The following is an 18,362-nucleotide window of genomic DNA, read 5'->3' as shown; positions in this document are numbered from 1 at the left end:
TCAACAATCTGCCAAATGCAAGATAGGAGGCTGGTTTTAGATCCGATCGCCTACCGCTCAGGTTATGTACAAGTTTGTCCAAGTTACGATCGCGTCGCTATAATTGGAGAAACCTGAAACCACTACATGACAGAACGTACCGGGCGATCTCTGAGGTTATCGCCAACTCAACTGAAAAACGCGGACAGCGCATTAGCAAAATTTGGTAGCAAATCCGATTTGGCTGCTGAATTAAAGATGTCGCGTACTACCATCCACAAATTTTTCAAAGGTGAAGCTGTTCAGCGCAAGCAGTTTCTTTGCATCTGCAAAAAGCTCAAACTGAAATGGGAACCCGACGCTGAACAGGTTCAGGAGAAAGGTAAACCACCGAATTCACTGTCAAATCTGCCTGCCGAGAGCGTCAAAGATCCTGTTGATGCGTTGGTTCAGCAGGTACGATCGCGCCTCCACGATGACATCCAACCCTTGCACGGCAGAATGCCGCTTTGGGGTGTCGATCGTTGCGTGCCGTTGAGTGACTTGTTTGTGGATGTCAATATTCTGGAGGAACTCAGTAGTAGTCGTAGATCGGAATTGGATGACTTGTGGCAGGACTTTAGCCAAAATCGCAGCTACCGCAGTTTCGATCGCATTGGTTTGGGCAAAAAGCTAAAACGGGTATCAGGTTTAAAGGTGCTGGCAAAGAATGCGAACCTGATGGTAGTGGGCAAACCGGGTTCGGGAAAGACCACGTATTTGCAGCGAGTGGTGATGGAGTGCAACGCAGGTAATTTACAAGCGCACCGCATTCCGGTTTTGATTAAACTGCGAGATTTTGTCGAGGATGGGGGTGAGGTTGCCTACTCGCTAGAGCGTTATCTAGAAGGGTGCTGGCGGTTATCGGATGCCGAAACTCAATTGGCGTTAGATCGAGGTCGGGCGCTGGTGCTGCTGGATGGGTTGGATGAAGTGACGGGAGAAGATGGGAAGAGCATCGCCAAGGAAATCAAGCGGTTTGCTCGCACTTATCCGCAGGTGCAGGTAATTGTGACCTGTCGAACGCAGAGTCAGGAATCACAGTTTGAGCGATTTGATTATGTGGAAGTAGCTGATTTTAATGAGTCGCAGGTGCGATCGTTTTCAGAACATTGGTATAAGGCGGTGATGCGGGATGAGTCGGGGGGACTGGCAAAAGCGAAGGAGTTTTTAGAACAACTATTTTTAGAGGCAAATAAGCCGATTCGGGACTTGGCAATTACGCCGATTTTGCTGAGTTTGACTTGTGCAGTGTTTCACCCGACGGGGAAGTTTCACTCGAAGCGTTCTAAGCTTTATGAAGAAGGGTTGAAGTTATTGCTGGAGCAATGGGATAAGGATCGGGCGATCGATCGGGATGAAATTTATCGTGATTTGTTGCTAGAGCGGAAGCTGGAGTTATTGAGCTTTCTAGCAGTGAAGAAGTTTGAGCAAGAGCAATATGTGTTGTTTGAGCAGGCGGAAATTGAGAGATATATTGCGGAGTTTTTGGGAATTGGGCAGCGGGATAGTCGATCGGTGTTGAGGGCGATGGAAGCGCAGCATGGATTGTTGATTGAGCGATCGCAACAAATATGGTCATTTTCGCACTTGACATTTCAAGAATTTCTTGTAGCAAAATGGTTCATTCAGCATCAAGATTTGCAGCAACTCATTTGTTATATGTATCAAGGACATTGGAAGGAGGTATTCCCACTAATCGTAAGTATGTTATCAGCTTCTGATTCAGAAAAGTTATTGACATTGCTCCAAGATCGTATTAATGATTTAATTAAACATAATAAGCAGCTTCAAAAATTCTTGCTTTGGGCACAAAATAAAACTGATTCTCTCCGAGATGCCCGATATAAACCAGCAGCCATACGGTCATTTTATATTTATTTTGCAGAGATTCATTTTAATTGTATTCAATATTTTCTTCATCCTGCTATTAGGGATATTCTTGCCTATAAAATCGATCCTAATTTTAGGCAAGATGTAGCTGATAGTTACAAACGCCACAATACCGCTCCTAGCGAATTTGTCTTTAGTCTGTCAAATGACATTGCAATTGATATTGCTTTTGCTCTTCTTTTTGATGCCGATGTTCTATTAACTTGGGCTATCAGGTATATGCAACAAGCTATAGTTGAGCTTGAAACCCCTCCTCAGTTAAAACTCGTTCTACAGTCTCTTATAGATGATATTTTACTTGCTCTAGTTACCTCACCTACAGAGTGGAAAAGATGTAGAAGTATAATGCGCTCTATCATGATTAAGTATCGTAACATTGGACAACATAAAAGATTTACTAATTCTCAGCAAAGTCTGTTTGACAAGTATTATAATGCCAATGTATTGTTGTGGAATTGCTTGCATTCAAGTAATTGCAGCTTCGCAATTAGGCAACAAATTGAAGACGCTCTACTATTACCGATCGCCGAAATCGAAAAACGCAAACGTGAAAAAGCAGAGTAGGGCAATTCGCTATAAATCCTGTCTTATCTAATTTCGGCAGGGTTTATTTCAATAAACCGTGCCTTGAGTATGGTTAAATAAGTTTAGACACTCGCTAACCATATTTAAACCAGTGAACTTTCAATCAGTCATTGCCACCTTAAACAAATTCTGGAGCGATCGAGGCTGCCTGATCGCCCAATCCTACGACACGGAAAAAGGTGCAGGAACCATGAATCCCCACACCTTTCTCAGAGCAATCGGCCCCGAACCTTGGTCAGTCGCCTACATCGAACCCTGTCGCCGCCCCACCGACGGACGCTACGGCGAAAATCCCAACCGCTTCCAACATTACTATCAATATCAAGTTTTAATTAAACCCTCTCCTCCCAACATCCAAGACATCTATTTAGACTCCCTCAGAGCATTAGGAATTCGCCCAGAAGACCACGACATTCGTTTCGTAGAAGACAACTGGGAATCGCCCACCCTCGGAGCTTGGGGCGTCGGCTGGGAAGTCTGGCTCGACGGCATGGAAATCACCCAATTTACCTACTTTCAACAGTGCGGTAGCATTGACTGTCGCCCCGTCTCCATTGAAATTACCTACGGACTAGAACGCCTAGCAATGTATCTCCAAGAAGTCGATGCCATGACCAAAATTCAGTGGAAAGATGGCATAACTTACGGCGATGTTCACCTGCAAGGAGAAATAGAACAGTGTACTTATAACTTTGAAGCTTCCAATCCAGAATTGCTGTTTACTCTATTTGGATTGTACGAACAAGAAGCCGAACAATTGACAAAAAAAGGATTGGTTTTGCCTAGTCTTGATTATGTGTTAAAATGTTCTCACACTTTTAATTTACTCGATGCTAGAGGTGTAATTTCGGTAACGGAAAGAACCCGCTACATTACTAAAATTCGCAATTTGGCGCGGCGAGTTGCTCAGCTTTATTTGGAACAGCGCGAAAAGCTGGGTTTTCCTTTAGAAAAAGCTGTAAAAGTTTGAGTTTGAGTTGGATTGTGGGGCGGGCATCTTGCCTGCCTCAAGAACGGGCAAGATGCCCGTTCCACAAAGAGTGAATTGGATTGTGGAGGGGGCATCTTGCTTGCTTCCAGAACGGGCAAGATGCCCGTTCCACAAAGAGTCAGTTGGATTGTGGAGGGGGCATCTTGCTTGCTTCAAGAACGGGCAAGATGCCCGTTCCACGAAGAGTCAGTTGGATTGTGGAGTGGGCATCTTGCCTGCTTCCAGAACGGGCAAGATGCCCGTTCCACAAAGAGTGAGTTGGATTGTGGAGTGGGCATCTTGCCTGCTTCCAGAACGGGCAAGATGCCCGTTCCACAAAGAGTCAGTTGGATTGGGGAGTGGGCATCTTGTTTGCCTCAATAACGGGCAAGATGCCCGTTCCACGAAAGCCATATTTTTAATTAATTAAATGCCTAATTATTCGGAAAATAATACAGAAACAAATCCTCAACTGCGAATTGACAGTGTAAGCTTGAAAACACCGATCGCCTCAAGTCATTTGTTGGAAAATATATCGTTTCAGGTACACAAGGGATCTCGCGTGGCAATTGTGGGCCCTTCAGGTGCCGGCAAAACAACGCTGTTGCGGTTGCTAAATCGGCTCAGCAGTCCCACCAGCGGCTCGATTTATCTGGAAAATACAGAATATCGCCAAATACCTGCGATCGAACTCCGCAAACAAATCACCCTCATCCTGCAAGAATCGAAGCTTTTGGGAATGTCGGTGCGAGAAGCATTGGCTTATCCTTTGAAGCTGCGGGGGGTGACTGCATCAAACATTGCTGAGAGAATTAGCGGGGCGATCGAACAACTGCACATACCCCAAGAATGGCTCAATCGCACCGAATTGCAGCTTTCCACAGGCCAAAAACAGCTCGTGGCGATCGCCCGCGGCATCATTCTGCAACCAAAAATATTGCTTTTAGACGAGCCAACATCCGCCTTAGACGCAGGAAAAGCCGCCCACCTTTTGCAAGTATTTACACAGCTAACAAACGGCCAAACCACAATTGTAATGGTAAACCATCAATTAGAATTAGCCGAGCAATTTAGCACCAGAATTCTGCATTTACAGCGCGGAAAGCTCATCGAAGACTCGCCCTCTCATCAAATAAATTGGGTGCAACTGCGGCAAAATTTAATTCAAGCAGAAGCAGAAGCCCAACAAGAATGGTGAATAAGCTAAAAAACGTTTTCTGCGACGGGTTGCGGAATTAATTTGGATGTTTTAACCGCAGAGGGCGCAGAGGGCGCAGAGAAAGAGAAGAGAAGAGATCAAGAGAGAAGTTTACCAATTGTTGAGGATTGCTAGAGATACTGTCAGATATTAGCTTTGGGAATGTTGTTTAATGTTGGCCTTTGTGCTTTTACGCTAAATTGTTACTGCGGAATTAAACCCATTTTATGATAAAGTGGCCGGACGAACTTTTTTAAAGCTGGCAACTGTTTGGTAAAAACTATGGAGCCTAAAACACAAATTATACCTCCAATGATCACTGTATTGGGAGCGCCGATATAATTTGCCAATCCGCCGGCAACTAAATTCCCAAACGGTGTCACTCCAAAAAATGCCATTGTGTATATGCTCATCACTCTTCCGCGTTTGTCGTCTTCCACAATTGTTTGCAAAAATGTGTTTCCTCCGGCAAATTGGATAATGAAACCAAACCCCACAAACAACATCATGATTAATGACAGCCACAAGACGCGGGACAAACCAAAACCTATCAGTCCGAATCCCATAATGGCCGATGACATCGCAATCAATTTGCCGAGGCCAACTATACTTTTGCGCGAAATCAAATAAATCGCGCCCGCGAAGGCTCCGACTCCCGAAGATGCCATCAAAAAGCCGAGGGTTTGTGCGTCGCCTTGCAGTATTTTGGTGGCAAAAATTGGGACTAAAACTGTGTGCGACATTCCGGCAAAACTGACTAATGCTAATAGCAGTAAAATTGCTCGAATCGGGGGAAACCCGAAGGCATAAACGAATCCTTCTTTTAATCTTTGTAATGGTTTGGTATTAGTTGCTGCAATTTTACGGGCTTTGATCTGCATCGCTAATAAGCCTGCAATTACAGCGATGTAGCTGAGTCCGTCAATGAGAAAGCAATAACTTGCCCCGACTGTAGCTATTAGCAAACCTGCAATTGCTGGGCCGATTAATCTGGCGCCGTTGAACATGGAAGCGTTGAGGGCGATCGCATTTGCTAAATCTTCTTTCTTTTCTACAAGTTCCGGTACAAAAGCTTGCCGTGCCGGCGCGTCAAAGGCATTAATTGCGCCTTGGAAGAAACTCAGTACCAGCATCTGCCAAATGTTAACGACTCCTGTTAGCGCTAAAAATGCTAGCGCTAAGGATTGAACCATCGCTAATATTTGAGTGGCAATTATGACTCGATGGCGGTTCCAGCGATCGATTAAAACTCCTGCAAAAGGCAGTAAAATTAATGTGGGGATTTGACTGGTAAATCCCACCACGCCGAGCATCCAAGGTGAATCGCTCAAATTGTAGACAAGCCAAACAGTAGCGACTTGCGTCATCCAACTGCCAATCAGTGAGAGCCCTTGTCCTGCAAAAAACAGGCGATAATTTCTCGATCGCAGCGCTGGAGGAAGTTGTATTGTTTTAATTTTTGCTAGTAGATTCATGCTGCAAGTACGGCTAGAGCAATCCTATTTGATTGGTAAACATTTTTTAGGGGTAGCGCCCCAGGGCCTACCCCTAATTAGCGAAGGGCAACTATCGGGGGACTGCCCCTAGACTCATTATTACGAATCATTGAGAATTGCGATATGAGCCGGAGGTTCTATTTTACAACTCCCGAAAACTGAGATGTTGACCATTCTCAATAAGCTTTTTATGAACAGGCAAGATGCCTGTTCCACAAGAAAATTCACTTTTTGTGGAACAGGCATCTTGCCTGTTCTTGAGAATGGTGCAAGATGTGAGGAAAACCAAGATTTGAGGAGAGTTAAATTTTTGCCCGTAGGAAAACGATCGCCACATTTAAATTTTTCTGTCGCGATCGCTTGATTAACGAGAAATTCCTTCCGTCAATTAATGCTCAACAGCCAAGTACCGAGGTAACGCAGCAAGGGAACGTCGCCAGGGGTGCGGATGCGGACGTTGAAATGGTACATTCCGCCGGGAGATGGGTTTCTGACGTTGGAGAGTACAACCTCAACATTGTTGCCGGCGGCAATTGGTTCTTTGGGATAAATTTCTATGAATCGATTTTCTTTGTCCCAGATTACTTCTTGCAATTCTATTGTTTTGTCTTTGACGCGCACTTTAATGTCTTTTTGGTCAAATTCGCCTTTGTAGTAGTCGGGATAGGATATGTTGAGTTGGGCGATCGCCAAACTTACTTTTTTGGAAGGAATTCGCAGCCGATATCTATCGCCACTCATCCCGGCTGTACCGTAATCCAAGCGATAGTTTAATTGGTTGGCGCGATCGGGGCCGCCGAAAATCGTGAATCCTGGCATTGACTGGGCTAAACTGATGGCGGGTAATCCAGCCACCAAGCAACCTGTAACCGCTAGTGCTGAAAATAATCGTCGCATAACAACTCCTCTAATTAAACTCTTGGTGAACCTTAAATATTGCTCGCCCGAAATTTGCGATCGTGCCTACAATATATCGAATGTCTCAGCAATTTGATGAGGGCGAGGAACCGCCGGCTGAGGTCACTTTTTTTTGCGGAATTTTTGCGTAATACTGATAACAGACATTCAAACTACAGAATTAGGCGACATAAAATTATATCATAATCGGTGGCAAACTTAACCATTTAGCGAATTTGAATGTATAAGATAAGTTAAAGATACGGGTCGAATTTGGGCGATCGGCTTTAGTATCAACGAGAGAAGTTTAGGGCAAGGGCTGCTTCAATGTAAAGCAAGGCATCGGGCGATTAAAAATCGCACTTCAAGAAACCTGCGGAGGCAGGTTTTGTCTGTGTAGGCGCGGCTTCAACCGCCCTGGGAAGGCTTAAATAAGGAGAGTTCATGAAATTAGCGATCGCAAAAGAAATAGCAGCAGGGGAACGCCGGGTGGCTTTAGTACCCGACGCTGTAGCCCGATTAGTCAAACAGGGCGTCGAAGTTTGGGTTGAAGCCGGTGCCGGCGCACAATCCTTTTTCTCGGATCTTGCTTACGAAGAAGCGGGAGCTCAGGTTGTCGCCGATACCGCTAGGCTGTGGGGCGAAGCCGATGTCGTAGTCAAAATCGGGGCCCTGCAAGAATCAGAAGTTCATCAACTCCGGGAAGGAGGCGTTTTCATCGGATTTTTGAATCCTCTGGGAGATCCAGCTTTAGTGCAGCGTTTAGCCGATCGCCAAGTAACGGCCTTCAGCATGGAAATGATCCCGCGCACCAGCCGCGCTCAAAGCATGGATGCACTGTCATCTCAGGGCAACGTTGCCGGTTACAAAGCGGTATTGATCGCAGCCGCCGCTTTGCCGAAATATTTTCCGATGCTGACAACGGCGGCGGGTACAATTCGCCCCGCGAAAGTATTGGTAATGGGTGTGGGCGTTGCTGGCTTACAGGCGATCGCCACGGCGCGTCGTTTGGGTGCGGTAGTCGAAGCTTTCGACATCCGCCCGGAAACAAAAGAACAAGTGCAAAGTTTGGGCGCTAAATTCCTTGATGTCGAACTCAAGGAAGAAACCGTCGCCGCCGGAGGTTATGCTAAAGAGCTATCAGAAGCGGCTAAAGAATACACCCGCCAAGTGCTCACCCAACACGTCAGCGCTTCCGATGCAGTGATTACAACCGCTCAAGTTCCCGGCAGAAAAGCACCTATTTTAGTTACTAGAGAAATGGTTTCTCAAATGAAGCCCGGATCTGTAATTGTTGACCTCGCGGGCGAACAAGGCGGCAATTGCGAATGCACGGAAGCGGGGAAAGATGTTGAATGGAACGGCGTTAATGTCATCGGCCCGATTAATGTGCCCTCGTCGATGCCTGTCCACGCTAGCGAAACTTACTCGAAGAATATCTCCTCTTTACTTCAGTTGATGGTGAAAGATAAGGAACTCAATTTGAATTTTGAAGACGATATCATTGCTGGTGCTTGTGTTGCCCGCGACGGTGAAATTAGCAATCAGCGAGTTCGGGATGCTTTGGCAGCTCAGGCTTCAGCCGTCAGTTAGATTCTGTCGTTATGAGGCAAAGTCCGGCAGTCCGATAGTCCGGCAGTCCGATAGTCCGATAGTCCGGCAAGGGTTGAAACCCCTGCCTCAAAGCTCAAGTCCTCTGAAGAGGACTGAAGAACTGATTAAATATCTCCAAAAAAGGCTTTTTTGAACAGGCAAGATGCCTGTTCCACAAGAATTATGGGAGATGTTTATTAGTCCTCTTAAGAGGACTTTTGCTATGAGTCAGGGAATTCATTCCCTGGCGGACTGGCGGACGCAACCGGGAACGAGTTATTTCCAATTACCAATTACCAATTGTTATGGCAGAAGGATTGATTGCAGGTTTAGTGGTGTTTACTCTAGCGTCGTTTGTGGGATTTGAAGTAATTAATAAAGTCCCGCCGACGCTGCACACACCTTTGATGTCGGGATCGAATGCGATTTCTGGAATTGCCGTTTTAGGTGCAATTCTGATTTCTGGCCAAGGCAATGTGACTGTTACTTCGATTTTGGGGACGATCGCGATCGCCCTGGCCACAATTAACGTAGTCGGCGGTTTCTTAGTAACCGATCGAATGCTGCAAATGTTCAAGAAAAAAGAGGTTAAAGCGTGAGCGATTTTCTGCCCAGTGGCATTCAACTAGGTTATTTAGTTGCCGCATCTTTGTTTATTATCGGTTTGAAACAGTTGGGTTCCCCTGCAACTGCGCGTCAAGGGAATGTGTTAGCTGCGATCGGGATGTTAATTGCGATCGTCGGTACGTTGCTGGAAAAGCAAGTAGTCAGCTACGAATTGATTGCTGTCGGAATTATCGTCGGTTCCATTTTGGGAACGATTATGGCGAATACCGTGGCGATGACGGATATGCCGCAGATGGTGGGTTTGCTTAACGGTTTCGGGGGCGCGGCTTCTGCACTCGTTGCTGTGGGCGAATTCTGGCGCTATCTCAGCATCCCGGAATCGCCAACTCCAGACGCGACAATCACGATCCTTTTGGGTGTGTTGATTGGCGGGATTACTTTCACTGGTAGCCTTGTGGCGTTTGCGAAACTGCAAGAATTGCTACCGGGTGCGCCAATGACGTTTCCGCTGCAACAGCCGTTTAATGCCATGCTGGCGATCGCACTTTTAGCCGGCAGCGGTTATATGCTGTTTAATCCGGAGGATGTGCCGGTATTCCTGGCTTTGGTGGCGATTTCCAATATTCTGGGAATCATGTTTGTGCTACCGATTGGCGGTGGCGATATGCCGGTGGTGGTATCCCTGCTTAACTCTTATTCGGGGATTGCGGCGAGTGTGGCTGGGTTCATTTTGATGAACAATATGCTGATTATCGCTGGTGCATTGGTGGGCGCGTCGGGGATTATTTTGACGCAAATCATGTGCAAGGCGATGAATCGATCCTTGGGTAGTGTGCTGTTTAGCGCCTTTGGTAGCGGTGGCGGAAGTGCTGCGGGTACTGCTGGGGCTGCTGGTACTACTGACAAAACTGTTCGCAGCATCAATCTCGAAGAAAGTGCGATGATGTTGGGTTATGCGCGATCGGTTGTAATTATTCCGGGTTACGGGATGGCTGTAGCGCAAGCACAGCACGCGGTGCGCGAGTTAGCCGACGGTTTGGAAAAAATGGGTGTTGACGTGAAATACGCAATTCACCCGGTGGCTGGGCGGATGCCGGGACACATGAATGTGCTGTTGGCGGAAGCAAACGTGCCTTATCCGCAGTTGTACGATATGGACGATATCAATCCGCAGTTTGAAGAAACGGATGTGGCGTTGGTGATTGGTGCGAATGATGTAGTGAATCCGGCGGCGCGTCACGATACGGCGAGCCCGATTTACGGGATGCCGATTTTGGAGGTTGATAAGGCCAAACATACGATCGTGATTAAGCGCGGGATGAGTGCTGGTTTTTCCGGGGTAGACAATGAGTTGTTCTACAAGGATAAGACGATGATGTTGTTTGGTAGCGCTAAGGATGTGGTTGCCAAATTGGTTTCTGAGGTGAAGCAGTTGTAGGATTTTTTAACAGCAGATGAACGCGGATTAACGCGGATGCTTAAACCCGGTTTCTTGGAGAAACCGGGTTTTTGTTTTGGGTTTGTTTTGAGAAAGTCGGCGGTTGAAACCGCGTCTACACAAACAAAGTCCGCCTTCGCGGACTAAGAAAATAAGCGAGGTATTTAAGTCTGATTTGATATCAATATTCTTCAGTCGGCGGAGGCCGACTTCGTTTGTGTAGAAGCGATTTCAATCGCCGAATTTTATAAGCTATAATAGCATTAAACGAATTCAGGAAACATTTTCATGAACCGACAAAAAATACTCCTAGATCCGGTTTTACCGACAGAAGCAGAAACAAAAGCTATCAAATTGTTGGATAAAATGCTATGTCTCCAGACAGAAAATGGTGATTCTGAAACATCCAAAGTAAAACTTGTGGAAGTTGGCGGGGAAGCGATCGCACTTCCTGAATCTCTCTATCAATTGTTGTGTCAAGCTGCACATTTAATGGCGGCTGGTAAAGCAGTGTCTTTAGTGCCAATTGAGCAAGATATGACTGTTGAAGAAGCTGCGACTTTGCTCAATGTGTCGCCAGAATTTGTGGTCAAATTACTCGATGATGGGGAAATTGCCTATGGAAAAGTAGGAAACCAGCGGCGGATAAGTTTGGCAAGTGCGATCGCCTATAAACAGCAGCGTAGTGTTAAGCGCCGTGAAATTCTCAAGGAATTAGCTGAGTTTAGCCAAGAAGAGGAATTGCATGAGACTAGAGTATACAGCTAGCAGGTTGATTCCTTATCCTGTAGTTTTGGATTCCTGCGTGATATTTCCTATGCACTTGCGTGATACGCTCTTCCGTGCTGCGGAGATTGGGTTGTATGATTTATATTGGTCGCAAGAAATTTTAGACGGTGCAACTCGCAATCTTGTTAATACTGGAAGGATGAAAAGTGAGAGGGCGGCGCGTTTTGAGGCTGCACTTAAAGAAGCTTTTCCTAATGCAATGGTTGAAGTTCCAGAGAATTTGATTCAACAGATGACTAACGATCCAGGCGATCGCCATGTCGCTGCGGCTGCGGTAGTTGCTAAAGCTGAAGTTATTGTTACATCCAACCTGAGAGATTTTCCACGAGAGTCTTTAAACCCTTGGGGAATTACGGCTATGCACCCCGATGTTTTTCTGAATCGTCTTTATGAGGTTGCACCGGATTTGATGGCTAATGTAGTCAGCCAACAAGTTGAGGATTTGAAAAATCCACCCCTGACAGTTGATGAATTACTTGTCAGGTTGAGGGAAGAAGTTCCGGTTTTTGCAGATAAGATTCAACGTTATTATGAAAATATTTCGTAAGTTGTAGTTAAGGGCGATCGCTATGCAGTCGATTTTTGACTTCAGAAGGATCTGCTGTCCCAAAAAATAGTTCCAACGCCTCGATGAGATTCTGTCGCGCTTCTTCTATAGCAAAACCATTTGATTTGTAAACAATGGATTCAATCATCACAACCGTTTCAGGTTGTTCTACATTCACGACTCAAATAGACTTGCTATATATTGTCACCTTGGCTGGCAATATCAATTTCTGGGCAAAGGGATACATATCCGTCGCCTTCTCGTTCAATAATTGCTGTCAACTGTTGTGTTGACTTCATAATTTGAAGTGGCGGACTGCCAAGCTCAAACAATTATAGTTTTACTTGAGATTATATCACATCTTTCGCTGTTCGGTGGAGACGGGCGATCGCCCTATACAATGCTAGCTTGGTTTAAATAGTCACGGGCGATCGCTGCTAGTCAAATATACCTGCGATCGGAGATTATTTAAATATAAGGAAATCCTAAAGAATTAATATAACGGCAAAAATTGTACTAACCTTAGAGCTAACGTCAATTAAATTAAAAAATTTTCAACTATGTCAGATCAACCTTTTAATATCCGCCAACTCAATGACCTAGATTATGACGAAGCAGAACCACTCCTGGAAGATTATCAGGAAACGCTAATCGAGCTATTTGTCAATTCTCCCGAAGGAGAAGAATACTGTAAAACTTATCCAGACGTTGGATTTTGGATCTCGCAGTTCATTTATTACGGTTTCGGCTATGAAGGTTTTACGCTGCCTCGCATGAAAGTGGAAGATGTGGCAACTGTAGTCGAAGAGTTGTTTCCCAGGAAAGTGAGTTTGCTTTCGGCGGAAGAAGGTGAAAATGCTATCCCGGAATTATTGGCGTTCTGGCAATTTTTGAAGCGAGAATTTAAACTGCGAAATGCCACTTCAATTATCAAATACCTGCGGGATATCGAGCCGGAATTTAAGGAGATTATGGAAGATTCCTCTAAATTTGGATTTGCCAAATCCTTTGTAACGCTCGGTCATAAAGCAGGGTTTGATATGAGTACGGGGGAAGGTCTAACACAATTTCAGGAGATATATAATGCTAGCATTGCTCCTCTACTTGCAGCTAAAAACTCCGATACATCGGGATTTTCCAGCCAACCGATAAGTGGTAGTGCTGTCAATGAATCTAAAGCAAGTAAAGAAAAACAAAAAAAAGCAAAAAATACGGCTGCTGAATCGAGAAAACGCAACCGCACTAAGAAAAAATGAGGTTTAGCAAGTATCTATCCTCACTTCACTCTTCTTCTGATTCTTCTCAGCATCTTGTTAGCTTCTTCCCTCCCGCGAAACTTCCAAACTAATAAATAACACATCAAACAAAACCCGAAAATTCCTAACACGATCGCACTTTCTTCCGGTGAGTTGGTAGTTCTATCGAACTTCCCACTCTTCGGACTTGCTTGGATGTTGTTAGTTCGATCGCTCGTGCGATCGCTTGCAAGTTAAAATTGTGTTGTTCAATCGCATTACTATTTTTAAATTTTCGATCTATTTCTTGAAATGACCAATAATTTATTGGTGGTACCCGCCACATGATTTATCCGTGGAATCAATCCAAAATCTAAAATCTAAAATCCTCAAGAAAGAGCATTTATCCGTGGGGTCAATCCAAAATCTAAAATCTAAAATCTAAAATCGATTGACTTCGCCTGTTCGCAGCTTGTTAAGGATAATCCCATAAGGATAAAAATTAGGAAATAACAGGGCGATTTCACGATTTTTACTGCGAAATACTTCGTACACAGCGACCGATTCTCTAAAAAACGCGGTTTCTTTGGTCTGAGTGCGTAATTCCTGCGAATAATTTCTACAATAGCGGTGTATGATTTTCTCGATCGCACATTAATACGATCGTACCATTTTTTTCAAGTCGCAGCTACGGGTAAGGAATCAGTATTGCCGAGATGTGGTAACAAAACGGGCGATCGCGCTGATTCAAGCGCTATAATCTAGCTAATAGATTGCATTCAAATTCTGTTGGTTAATTGCAGATATTTGTCAGGATACGGCACTGGCGTATCCCTAGCCGAATTGTTTGTAGAGACAGGGCACTGCGGTGTACTCTAACCTGGATGTTATTCAATCTTAATTAGATAGCAAACAATGACACTGAAAGAATTAGAAAAACACCTGCTTGCCTTAACTACCGCTGAAAAAACTCAGGCAATACAGCTATTAGTTCAAAGTTTAAGGAATACTTAGCAAGGAATATAAAAAACTCCGGGCGTGTGCGGTGGCGATGCTAGAATTGCCAAAACTAGCATACCTATTTGGTCGTTAGTAAATTATCGCCATCTGGGTGCAAATGATGTGCGAATTTTGCAAGATTTTCCTCAGTTGAGTGCAGCAGATTTGGCGAATGCTTGGGCTTATGCTGAGGCACACCCAGAGGAAATTGAAGCAGCGATCGCTAGAAATGAGGAAGCCTAAAACATGGCGGAAATTTGCTATAATATAACTAATATATTCCGGCGATCGCACTTATGACTATACAAGAATTAGAAACTCAAGTCTTAACCTTAAATGCGGTTGATAAAGCTAAACTAATCAGCATCCTCACTCAAACTTTAACCAACGGTTCTCTAGGCATTAAAAAAACTCCTGGTGTGTGCGGAGGCGATGCTTGTATCAGCAATACTCGCATACAAGTTTGGGTACTGGTGGGTTATCGCCGTCTCGGATGCAGCGAGGCGGAACTTTTTAACTGCTATCCCCATTTGACTGCGGCTGATTTAGTCAATGCTTGGGCTTATGCTGATGCTTACCCAGAAGAAATTGAACAAGCAATTACAGAAAATGAGGCTGCTTAAAACATGGGGCGAATTTGCTATAACAAGACTTACGGACTCCGACAAAGAAACCGGGTTTTTACCGAATCAGTCCGCAGCAACAAAGTATTTTCGTAAAAAACCCGGTTTCTGGGCCCCCATGCGTAAGTCCTTATAATTAAATCCCCCATTGCTCCCAAGATTAGGTAAAATCATTTGGGTGTCTGAGGATAAACTATATGCGCTTGGTTAAATATATTGCGATCGCCATTATCAATACTTTCGGTGTCGTCATCGGTATTATTTGGGTTGCAGTCCCCACAACCGTGGCTCAACCTTCCCTAAACTACCAACTCGCAATCTCTGGGCGACAGCCAGACAGCGAAACTCCGCAAGCGCTCCCGGAACTCTACAAATTGCGCGATCGCCTGAAAGTACAATTAGATAACCTTGCCAAAACTTCCGACAGCGCCCCGTTTCCTGGTGAACTTTGGAAATCAGCAATCCACCGCCAGCAATCCCAAACTCTGACGCAGCAACTCCAAAACGTTCAAATTCAGATTCAAATAGAAGAAAGAGCCAAATATAATTGGGACGAGGCTGCTAAATTGGCCGCCCAAGCTGTCTTAATTGGACGCACTTCTAATCCTTCTTCTGCTACTTGGGAAGAGTCCCAGCGGCTGTGGGAGTTGGCTATCAATACCCTGCGACTCATTCCTCACGATTCTTTTTTGGCCGATCGGGCGATCGACAAAACCATCGAATATCAAGGAAACCTCAGTGTCGCTACCTATGAAATGCAAGTCGCACGTTCAGTTGAGAAAATTAGAGCCGAGGAAGAACAGGTAAGAGAGTTAGCCCGAAAAGAGCAAGAGAAAAAAGAATTAGCTCGTCGAGAAATAGAGAGAAAAGAGCAAGAGAAAAAAGACCGGGCTAGAAAAGAACTTGAAAGGCAAGAGTTTGAAAAGCAAGAATTAGCCCGTAAAGAACTTGAAAGGCAAGAATTAGAAAGGCAAGAGTTAGCCCGTAAAGAACTTGAAAGGCAAGAATTAGCCAGACAAGAATTAGCTAGACAAGAACTTGAAAGGCAAGAATTAGCTAGACAAGAGTTAGCTAGACAAGAACTTGAAAGGCAAGAGTTAGCCAGACAAGAATTAGCCAGACAAGAACTTGAAAGGCAAGAATTAGAGAGAAATCAGCAAGCAACTCCTCAACCAACTCCTGAATCAACTGCAACACCAACTCCCGCCCCAGTTACGCCTGCTGCGTCCCCGTCGAACTTTTTCTTTGCGGGAGATACTAACAGAGATGGCCAAATTAACCAGCAAGACGACGCCGGAAAAGAACAATGGTCTTTGTCCAAGGGCGCGCTAATTTTATTTAACGATCGCAATAACGATCGCGGCAAGATACCGACTTGGAAACAAACCAAAGTTAGCGCGCCCCGCCGTGCAGCAATGCTTTCTCAAGTTAACTTAACACTGTCTGAAAACTTCAAAACCTCTCAATTATTTATCACTGCTGACAGCATTGCCAGCCCTCACATCAGCGTTTTTCAGAAGACGGGCGACGGCTGGCAACCTGTAGATATATCCGGTGCTAAACCTCTAGTTTTCAGCACGAATATTGTTTTAGGTGTCGAAGCAAAACAATTTGCCGATCGCAACTGGAACGGCACTGTTAATCTCAAAGCAACTGCCCAAAACAACGGTCAAGAAATCGCCTCCACAACAATCCAAATGGGCGTTAGTCCTTGGATGATAGCGCCCAATACAGCACCAGTAACCGAAGTTCAGGTCAGCGACAGAGGCGCGGTAAACAGCGAATTTATCTCGCAACTAAAACAAGCAGTAGAACCCACGGGCGCTAAAGTAAAAATTCTCCAGGGCGATCGCACTTGGATGCAAGATACCCAGAAAAACGGATTCGTTCAACTCCCCGAAGAATCGGAGATACGCCAGTTTAATGTAGCCCTACAAAGCAATAGTGAGCCAGAGAAAAACCCGCCTATTAAATCAACTCAAAACCGGGATTTGAAAGTAGTTAAAATTGGCAATCCTCGTTCTTTAGACCCTGTAAGTCAGTGGTCTGACGGATACGGCAATTTGCAGGTGACACCGCCGATTCCCGGACACCCAATGGGTCGAGTTTATTACGGGAATTCGGGAAATGCTAGTTTTAATCCAGAGGTACTTGATTTTATTCAAGCTCAGAGAATTCAAGGGCCGCCAGTGGATATTGATACTTCTTGGCTTTTGACTCGCCAAGTCGATGAAATTATCAATTTTATTCCCACTCAAACTCCCGGACAATATGTAATGGCGATCGCCAGTCCCGAAGCCGGAGTTAAGCTATTGGAAGAATTGGAGGGAAGAGGTTACGGCGATGTGACGCTCAATCGTGGTTTGAGCACTGAAACAACTGTCAGCGCCGCCTTAAAAAACCGTGCTTTAATTCAACACAATCTCTATTTGCAAAATCAGAAACTTAATCCGATTATAGAGAAGTTGAAAAGAGAGTTTTTACTCGGAGACGACCAAATTATTCAAGTTCCGGTGATGTTTGGCTACAGCGGTTATGCTTGGTGGCCGAATATGGTCAATTCGGTGCCAGTTAACGGCAAGTTGTTAGTTTCAAATCCGCGCGGGCCAATGATTGACGGTGTAGATTACACTCAGGAAAGATTGCGCCAACTGCTGCTTCCTGCTGGCGTTAGCGTTAGTTTTCTGGATGACAGGTATTATCAAGAATTAAAAGGAAACGTGCAGTCGGCGACGAATACTGTGAGGAAGCCAGAAGAGCGGCCTTTTTGGCAGTCTTTGCCTAATAATTACTAATGGGTAATTGGTAATGAGGAATGGGTAATTGGGAATGGGGAATGGGTAATTTGTAGGGGCGGGTTCACCAACAATACTCGCCTGTAACTGACATCTTGCACCCTTCTCAATTAGCCTTTTAGGAACAGGCAAGATGCCTGTTCCACAAGAAAATCTACTCTTTGTGGAACGGGCATCTTGCCCGTTCTTGAGAATGGTGCAAGATGTGAGCTGTAACGAACAATCTCGTAAACCCGCCCCCACCCAACAGTAAATCTCAATATACCTCCTAAACCCGCATTCCTATGCTAATATTTAGGAAAACTATGCTAGGAGTTTAACAGATGGCTACCCTACAAATAGAAAATATACCAGAGGAATTGTATACGAGGCTGCAAGAGTTAGCCGCGGCTCAAAACCTCTCGATTACCGCGTTTGCGATCGCCATTTTAGAAGCCGAGTTGTCAACACAGACAAAACCCCTCTCAGGAAAAAATAAAAACTCTGTAACAGAAATATTGGCAGAAATCAGCCACCGTCGCGAGTCTCGTCCGGCGAATATGGGGATGATACTAGATAGTACCGCTTTAATTAGAGAGGAGCGCGACAAATAATATCTTGCACCATTTTTATGAACAGGCAAGATGCCTGTTCCACAAAAGTACCATTTTTATGAACAGGCAAGATGCCTGTTCCACAAAAGTACCATTTTTATGAACAGGCAAGATGCCTGTTCCACA

The 18,362-nt window shown here is 45.0% G+C and carries 19 protein-coding genes and 1 pseudogene; 15 read left to right on the top strand and 5 right to left on the bottom strand.

Annotation, left to right across the window (positions count from 1 at the left end; all coding sequences use genetic code 11):
• Positions 1 to 126: 126 nt before the first annotated feature.
• The 4 genes from QUA00_RS01300 (at position 127) to QUA00_RS01285 (ending at position 4,664) form a co-directional block, all read left to right on the top strand.
• Complete coding sequence (locus QUA00_RS01300) at positions 127 to 2,475, top strand: NACHT domain-containing protein (protein ID WP_333408441.1); 2,349 nt, start codon at positions 127 to 129, stop codon at positions 2,473 to 2,475.
• Positions 2,476 to 2,587: 112 nt separating this feature from the next.
• Positions 2,588 to 3,466, top strand: a complete 879-nt coding sequence (gene glyQ / locus QUA00_RS01295; protein ID WP_242720870.1) for a glycine--tRNA ligase subunit alpha — start codon at positions 2,588 to 2,590, stop codon at positions 3,464 to 3,466.
• Positions 3,467 to 3,518: 52 nt separating this feature from the next.
• The gene (locus QUA00_RS01290) at positions 3,519 to 3,896 is read left to right on the top strand and encodes a hypothetical protein (protein WP_333408440.1); all 378 of its coding nucleotides are present in this window, start codon (positions 3,519 to 3,521) and stop codon (positions 3,894 to 3,896) included.
• Entirely contained in the window at positions 3,897 to 4,664 is a 768-nt protein-coding gene (locus QUA00_RS01285) for an ATP-binding cassette domain-containing protein (RefSeq protein ID WP_333408439.1), read from the top strand.
• A gap of 203 nt (positions 4,665 to 4,867) precedes the next feature.
• Here the strand turns inward: QUA00_RS01285 and QUA00_RS01280 are convergent, their stop codons facing one another.
• The 3 genes from QUA00_RS01280 to QUA00_RS01270 all read right to left on the bottom strand — a co-directional run bounded on the left by QUA00_RS01280 (position 4,868) and on the right by QUA00_RS01270 (position 7,057).
• Positions 4,868 to 6,139, bottom strand: coding sequence for an MFS transporter (locus tag QUA00_RS01280; RefSeq protein ID WP_333408438.1), 1,272 nt, complete (start codon positions 6,137 to 6,139; stop codon positions 4,868 to 4,870).
• Between the two features lie 120 nt (positions 6,140 to 6,259).
• A complete protein-coding gene (locus QUA00_RS01275) occupies positions 6,260 to 6,406 on the bottom strand; it encodes a hypothetical protein (RefSeq protein ID WP_333408437.1) in 147 nt (48 codons plus the stop codon).
• 138 nt (positions 6,407 to 6,544) lie between these two features.
• Positions 6,545 to 7,057: a DUF2808 domain-containing protein gene (locus QUA00_RS01270; RefSeq protein WP_333101700.1), complete on the bottom strand. Its 513-nt coding sequence runs from the start codon at positions 7,055 to 7,057 to the stop codon at positions 6,545 to 6,547.
• A 444-nt stretch (positions 7,058 to 7,501) separates the two neighbouring features.
• Here QUA00_RS01270 and QUA00_RS01265 point away from each other — a divergent pair, with 444 nt between their 5' ends.
• The 6 genes from QUA00_RS01265 (at position 7,502) to QUA00_RS01240 (ending at position 11,991) form a co-directional block, all read left to right on the top strand.
• Complete coding sequence (locus QUA00_RS01265) at positions 7,502 to 8,650, top strand: Re/Si-specific NAD(P)(+) transhydrogenase subunit alpha (protein WP_333101701.1); 1,149 nt, start codon at positions 7,502 to 7,504, stop codon at positions 8,648 to 8,650.
• 163 nt (positions 8,651 to 8,813) lie between these two features.
• Positions 8,814 to 9,017 carry a hypothetical protein gene (locus tag QUA00_RS01260; protein WP_333138591.1) on the top strand — a complete coding sequence of 68 codons (204 nt, stop codon included), beginning with the start codon at positions 8,814 to 8,816 and terminating at the stop codon, positions 9,015 to 9,017.
• Positions 8,956 to 9,249: an NAD(P) transhydrogenase subunit alpha gene (locus QUA00_RS01255; RefSeq protein WP_006633295.1), complete on the top strand. Its 294-nt coding sequence runs from the start codon at positions 8,956 to 8,958 to the stop codon at positions 9,247 to 9,249. Before QUA00_RS01260 ends, QUA00_RS01255 begins: the two co-directional genes overlap by 62 nt.
• The gene (locus QUA00_RS01250; RefSeq protein WP_333408436.1) at positions 9,246 to 10,655 is read left to right on the top strand and encodes an NAD(P)(+) transhydrogenase (Re/Si-specific) subunit beta; all 1,410 of its coding nucleotides are present in this window, start codon (positions 9,246 to 9,248) and stop codon (positions 10,653 to 10,655) included. Before QUA00_RS01255 ends, QUA00_RS01250 begins: the two co-directional genes overlap by 4 nt.
• A gap of 288 nt (positions 10,656 to 10,943) precedes the next feature.
• Complete coding sequence (locus QUA00_RS01245) at positions 10,944 to 11,423, top strand: helix-turn-helix domain-containing protein (RefSeq protein ID WP_333408435.1); 480 nt, start codon at positions 10,944 to 10,946, stop codon at positions 11,421 to 11,423.
• Positions 11,401 to 11,991 (top strand): PIN domain-containing protein, encoded by a 591-nt coding sequence (locus tag QUA00_RS01240; RefSeq protein ID WP_333101705.1) that lies wholly within the window; start codon positions 11,401 to 11,403, stop codon positions 11,989 to 11,991. Before QUA00_RS01245 ends, QUA00_RS01240 begins: the two co-directional genes overlap by 23 nt.
• A 7-nt stretch (positions 11,992 to 11,998) precedes the next feature.
• Here QUA00_RS01240 and QUA00_RS01235 read toward each other — a convergent pair whose 3' ends face one another.
• Positions 11,999 to 12,169, bottom strand: coding sequence for a hypothetical protein (locus tag QUA00_RS01235; RefSeq protein ID WP_333101707.1), 171 nt, complete (start codon positions 12,167 to 12,169; stop codon positions 11,999 to 12,001).
• A gap of 382 nt (positions 12,170 to 12,551) precedes the next feature.
• On the opposite strand from QUA00_RS01235, the gene QUA00_RS01230 reads away from it, so the two are divergent.
• The gene (locus QUA00_RS01230) at positions 12,552 to 13,247 is read left to right on the top strand and encodes a hypothetical protein (RefSeq protein WP_333408434.1); all 696 of its coding nucleotides are present in this window, start codon (positions 12,552 to 12,554) and stop codon (positions 13,245 to 13,247) included.
• Between the two features lie 124 nt (positions 13,248 to 13,371).
• On the opposite strand, the gene QUA00_RS01225 is transcribed toward QUA00_RS01230, so the two are convergent.
• Positions 13,372 to 13,572 carry a hypothetical protein gene (locus QUA00_RS01225; RefSeq protein ID WP_333408433.1) on the bottom strand — a complete coding sequence of 67 codons (201 nt, stop codon included), beginning with the start codon at positions 13,570 to 13,572 and terminating at the stop codon, positions 13,372 to 13,374.
• A gap of 569 nt (positions 13,573 to 14,141) precedes the next feature.
• Between QUA00_RS01225 and QUA00_RS01220 the strand changes: the two are divergent.
• The 4 genes and pseudogenes from QUA00_RS01220 to QUA00_RS01205 all read left to right on the top strand — a co-directional run bounded on the left by QUA00_RS01220 (position 14,142) and on the right by QUA00_RS01205 (position 18,236).
• Positions 14,142 to 14,468 (top strand): annotated as a pseudogene (locus tag QUA00_RS01220) (DUF433 domain-containing protein).
• A 53-nt stretch (positions 14,469 to 14,521) separates the two neighbouring features.
• Positions 14,522 to 14,848, top strand: coding sequence for a DUF433 domain-containing protein (locus QUA00_RS01215; RefSeq protein WP_333408432.1), 327 nt, complete (start codon positions 14,522 to 14,524; stop codon positions 14,846 to 14,848).
• Positions 14,849 to 15,045: 197 nt separating this feature from the next.
• The gene (locus QUA00_RS01210; protein ID WP_333408431.1) at positions 15,046 to 17,643 is read left to right on the top strand and encodes a protein-arginine deiminase family protein; all 2,598 of its coding nucleotides are present in this window, start codon (positions 15,046 to 15,048) and stop codon (positions 17,641 to 17,643) included.
• A 323-nt stretch (positions 17,644 to 17,966) separates the two neighbouring features.
• Entirely contained in the window at positions 17,967 to 18,236 is a 270-nt protein-coding gene (locus QUA00_RS01205) for a FitA-like ribbon-helix-helix domain-containing protein (protein ID WP_333138559.1), read from the top strand.
• The last annotated feature ends 126 nt before the right edge of the window (positions 18,237 to 18,362 follow it).

The sequence above is a fragment of the Microcoleus sp. T2B6 genome (assembly GCF_036700475.1).
Classification (GTDB): domain Bacteria; phylum Cyanobacteriota; class Cyanobacteriia; order Cyanobacteriales; family Microcoleaceae; genus Microcoleus.
The sequence above is the reverse complement of the archived record's forward strand: the minus strand, read 5'-3'. Positions and strand labels throughout refer to the sequence as shown.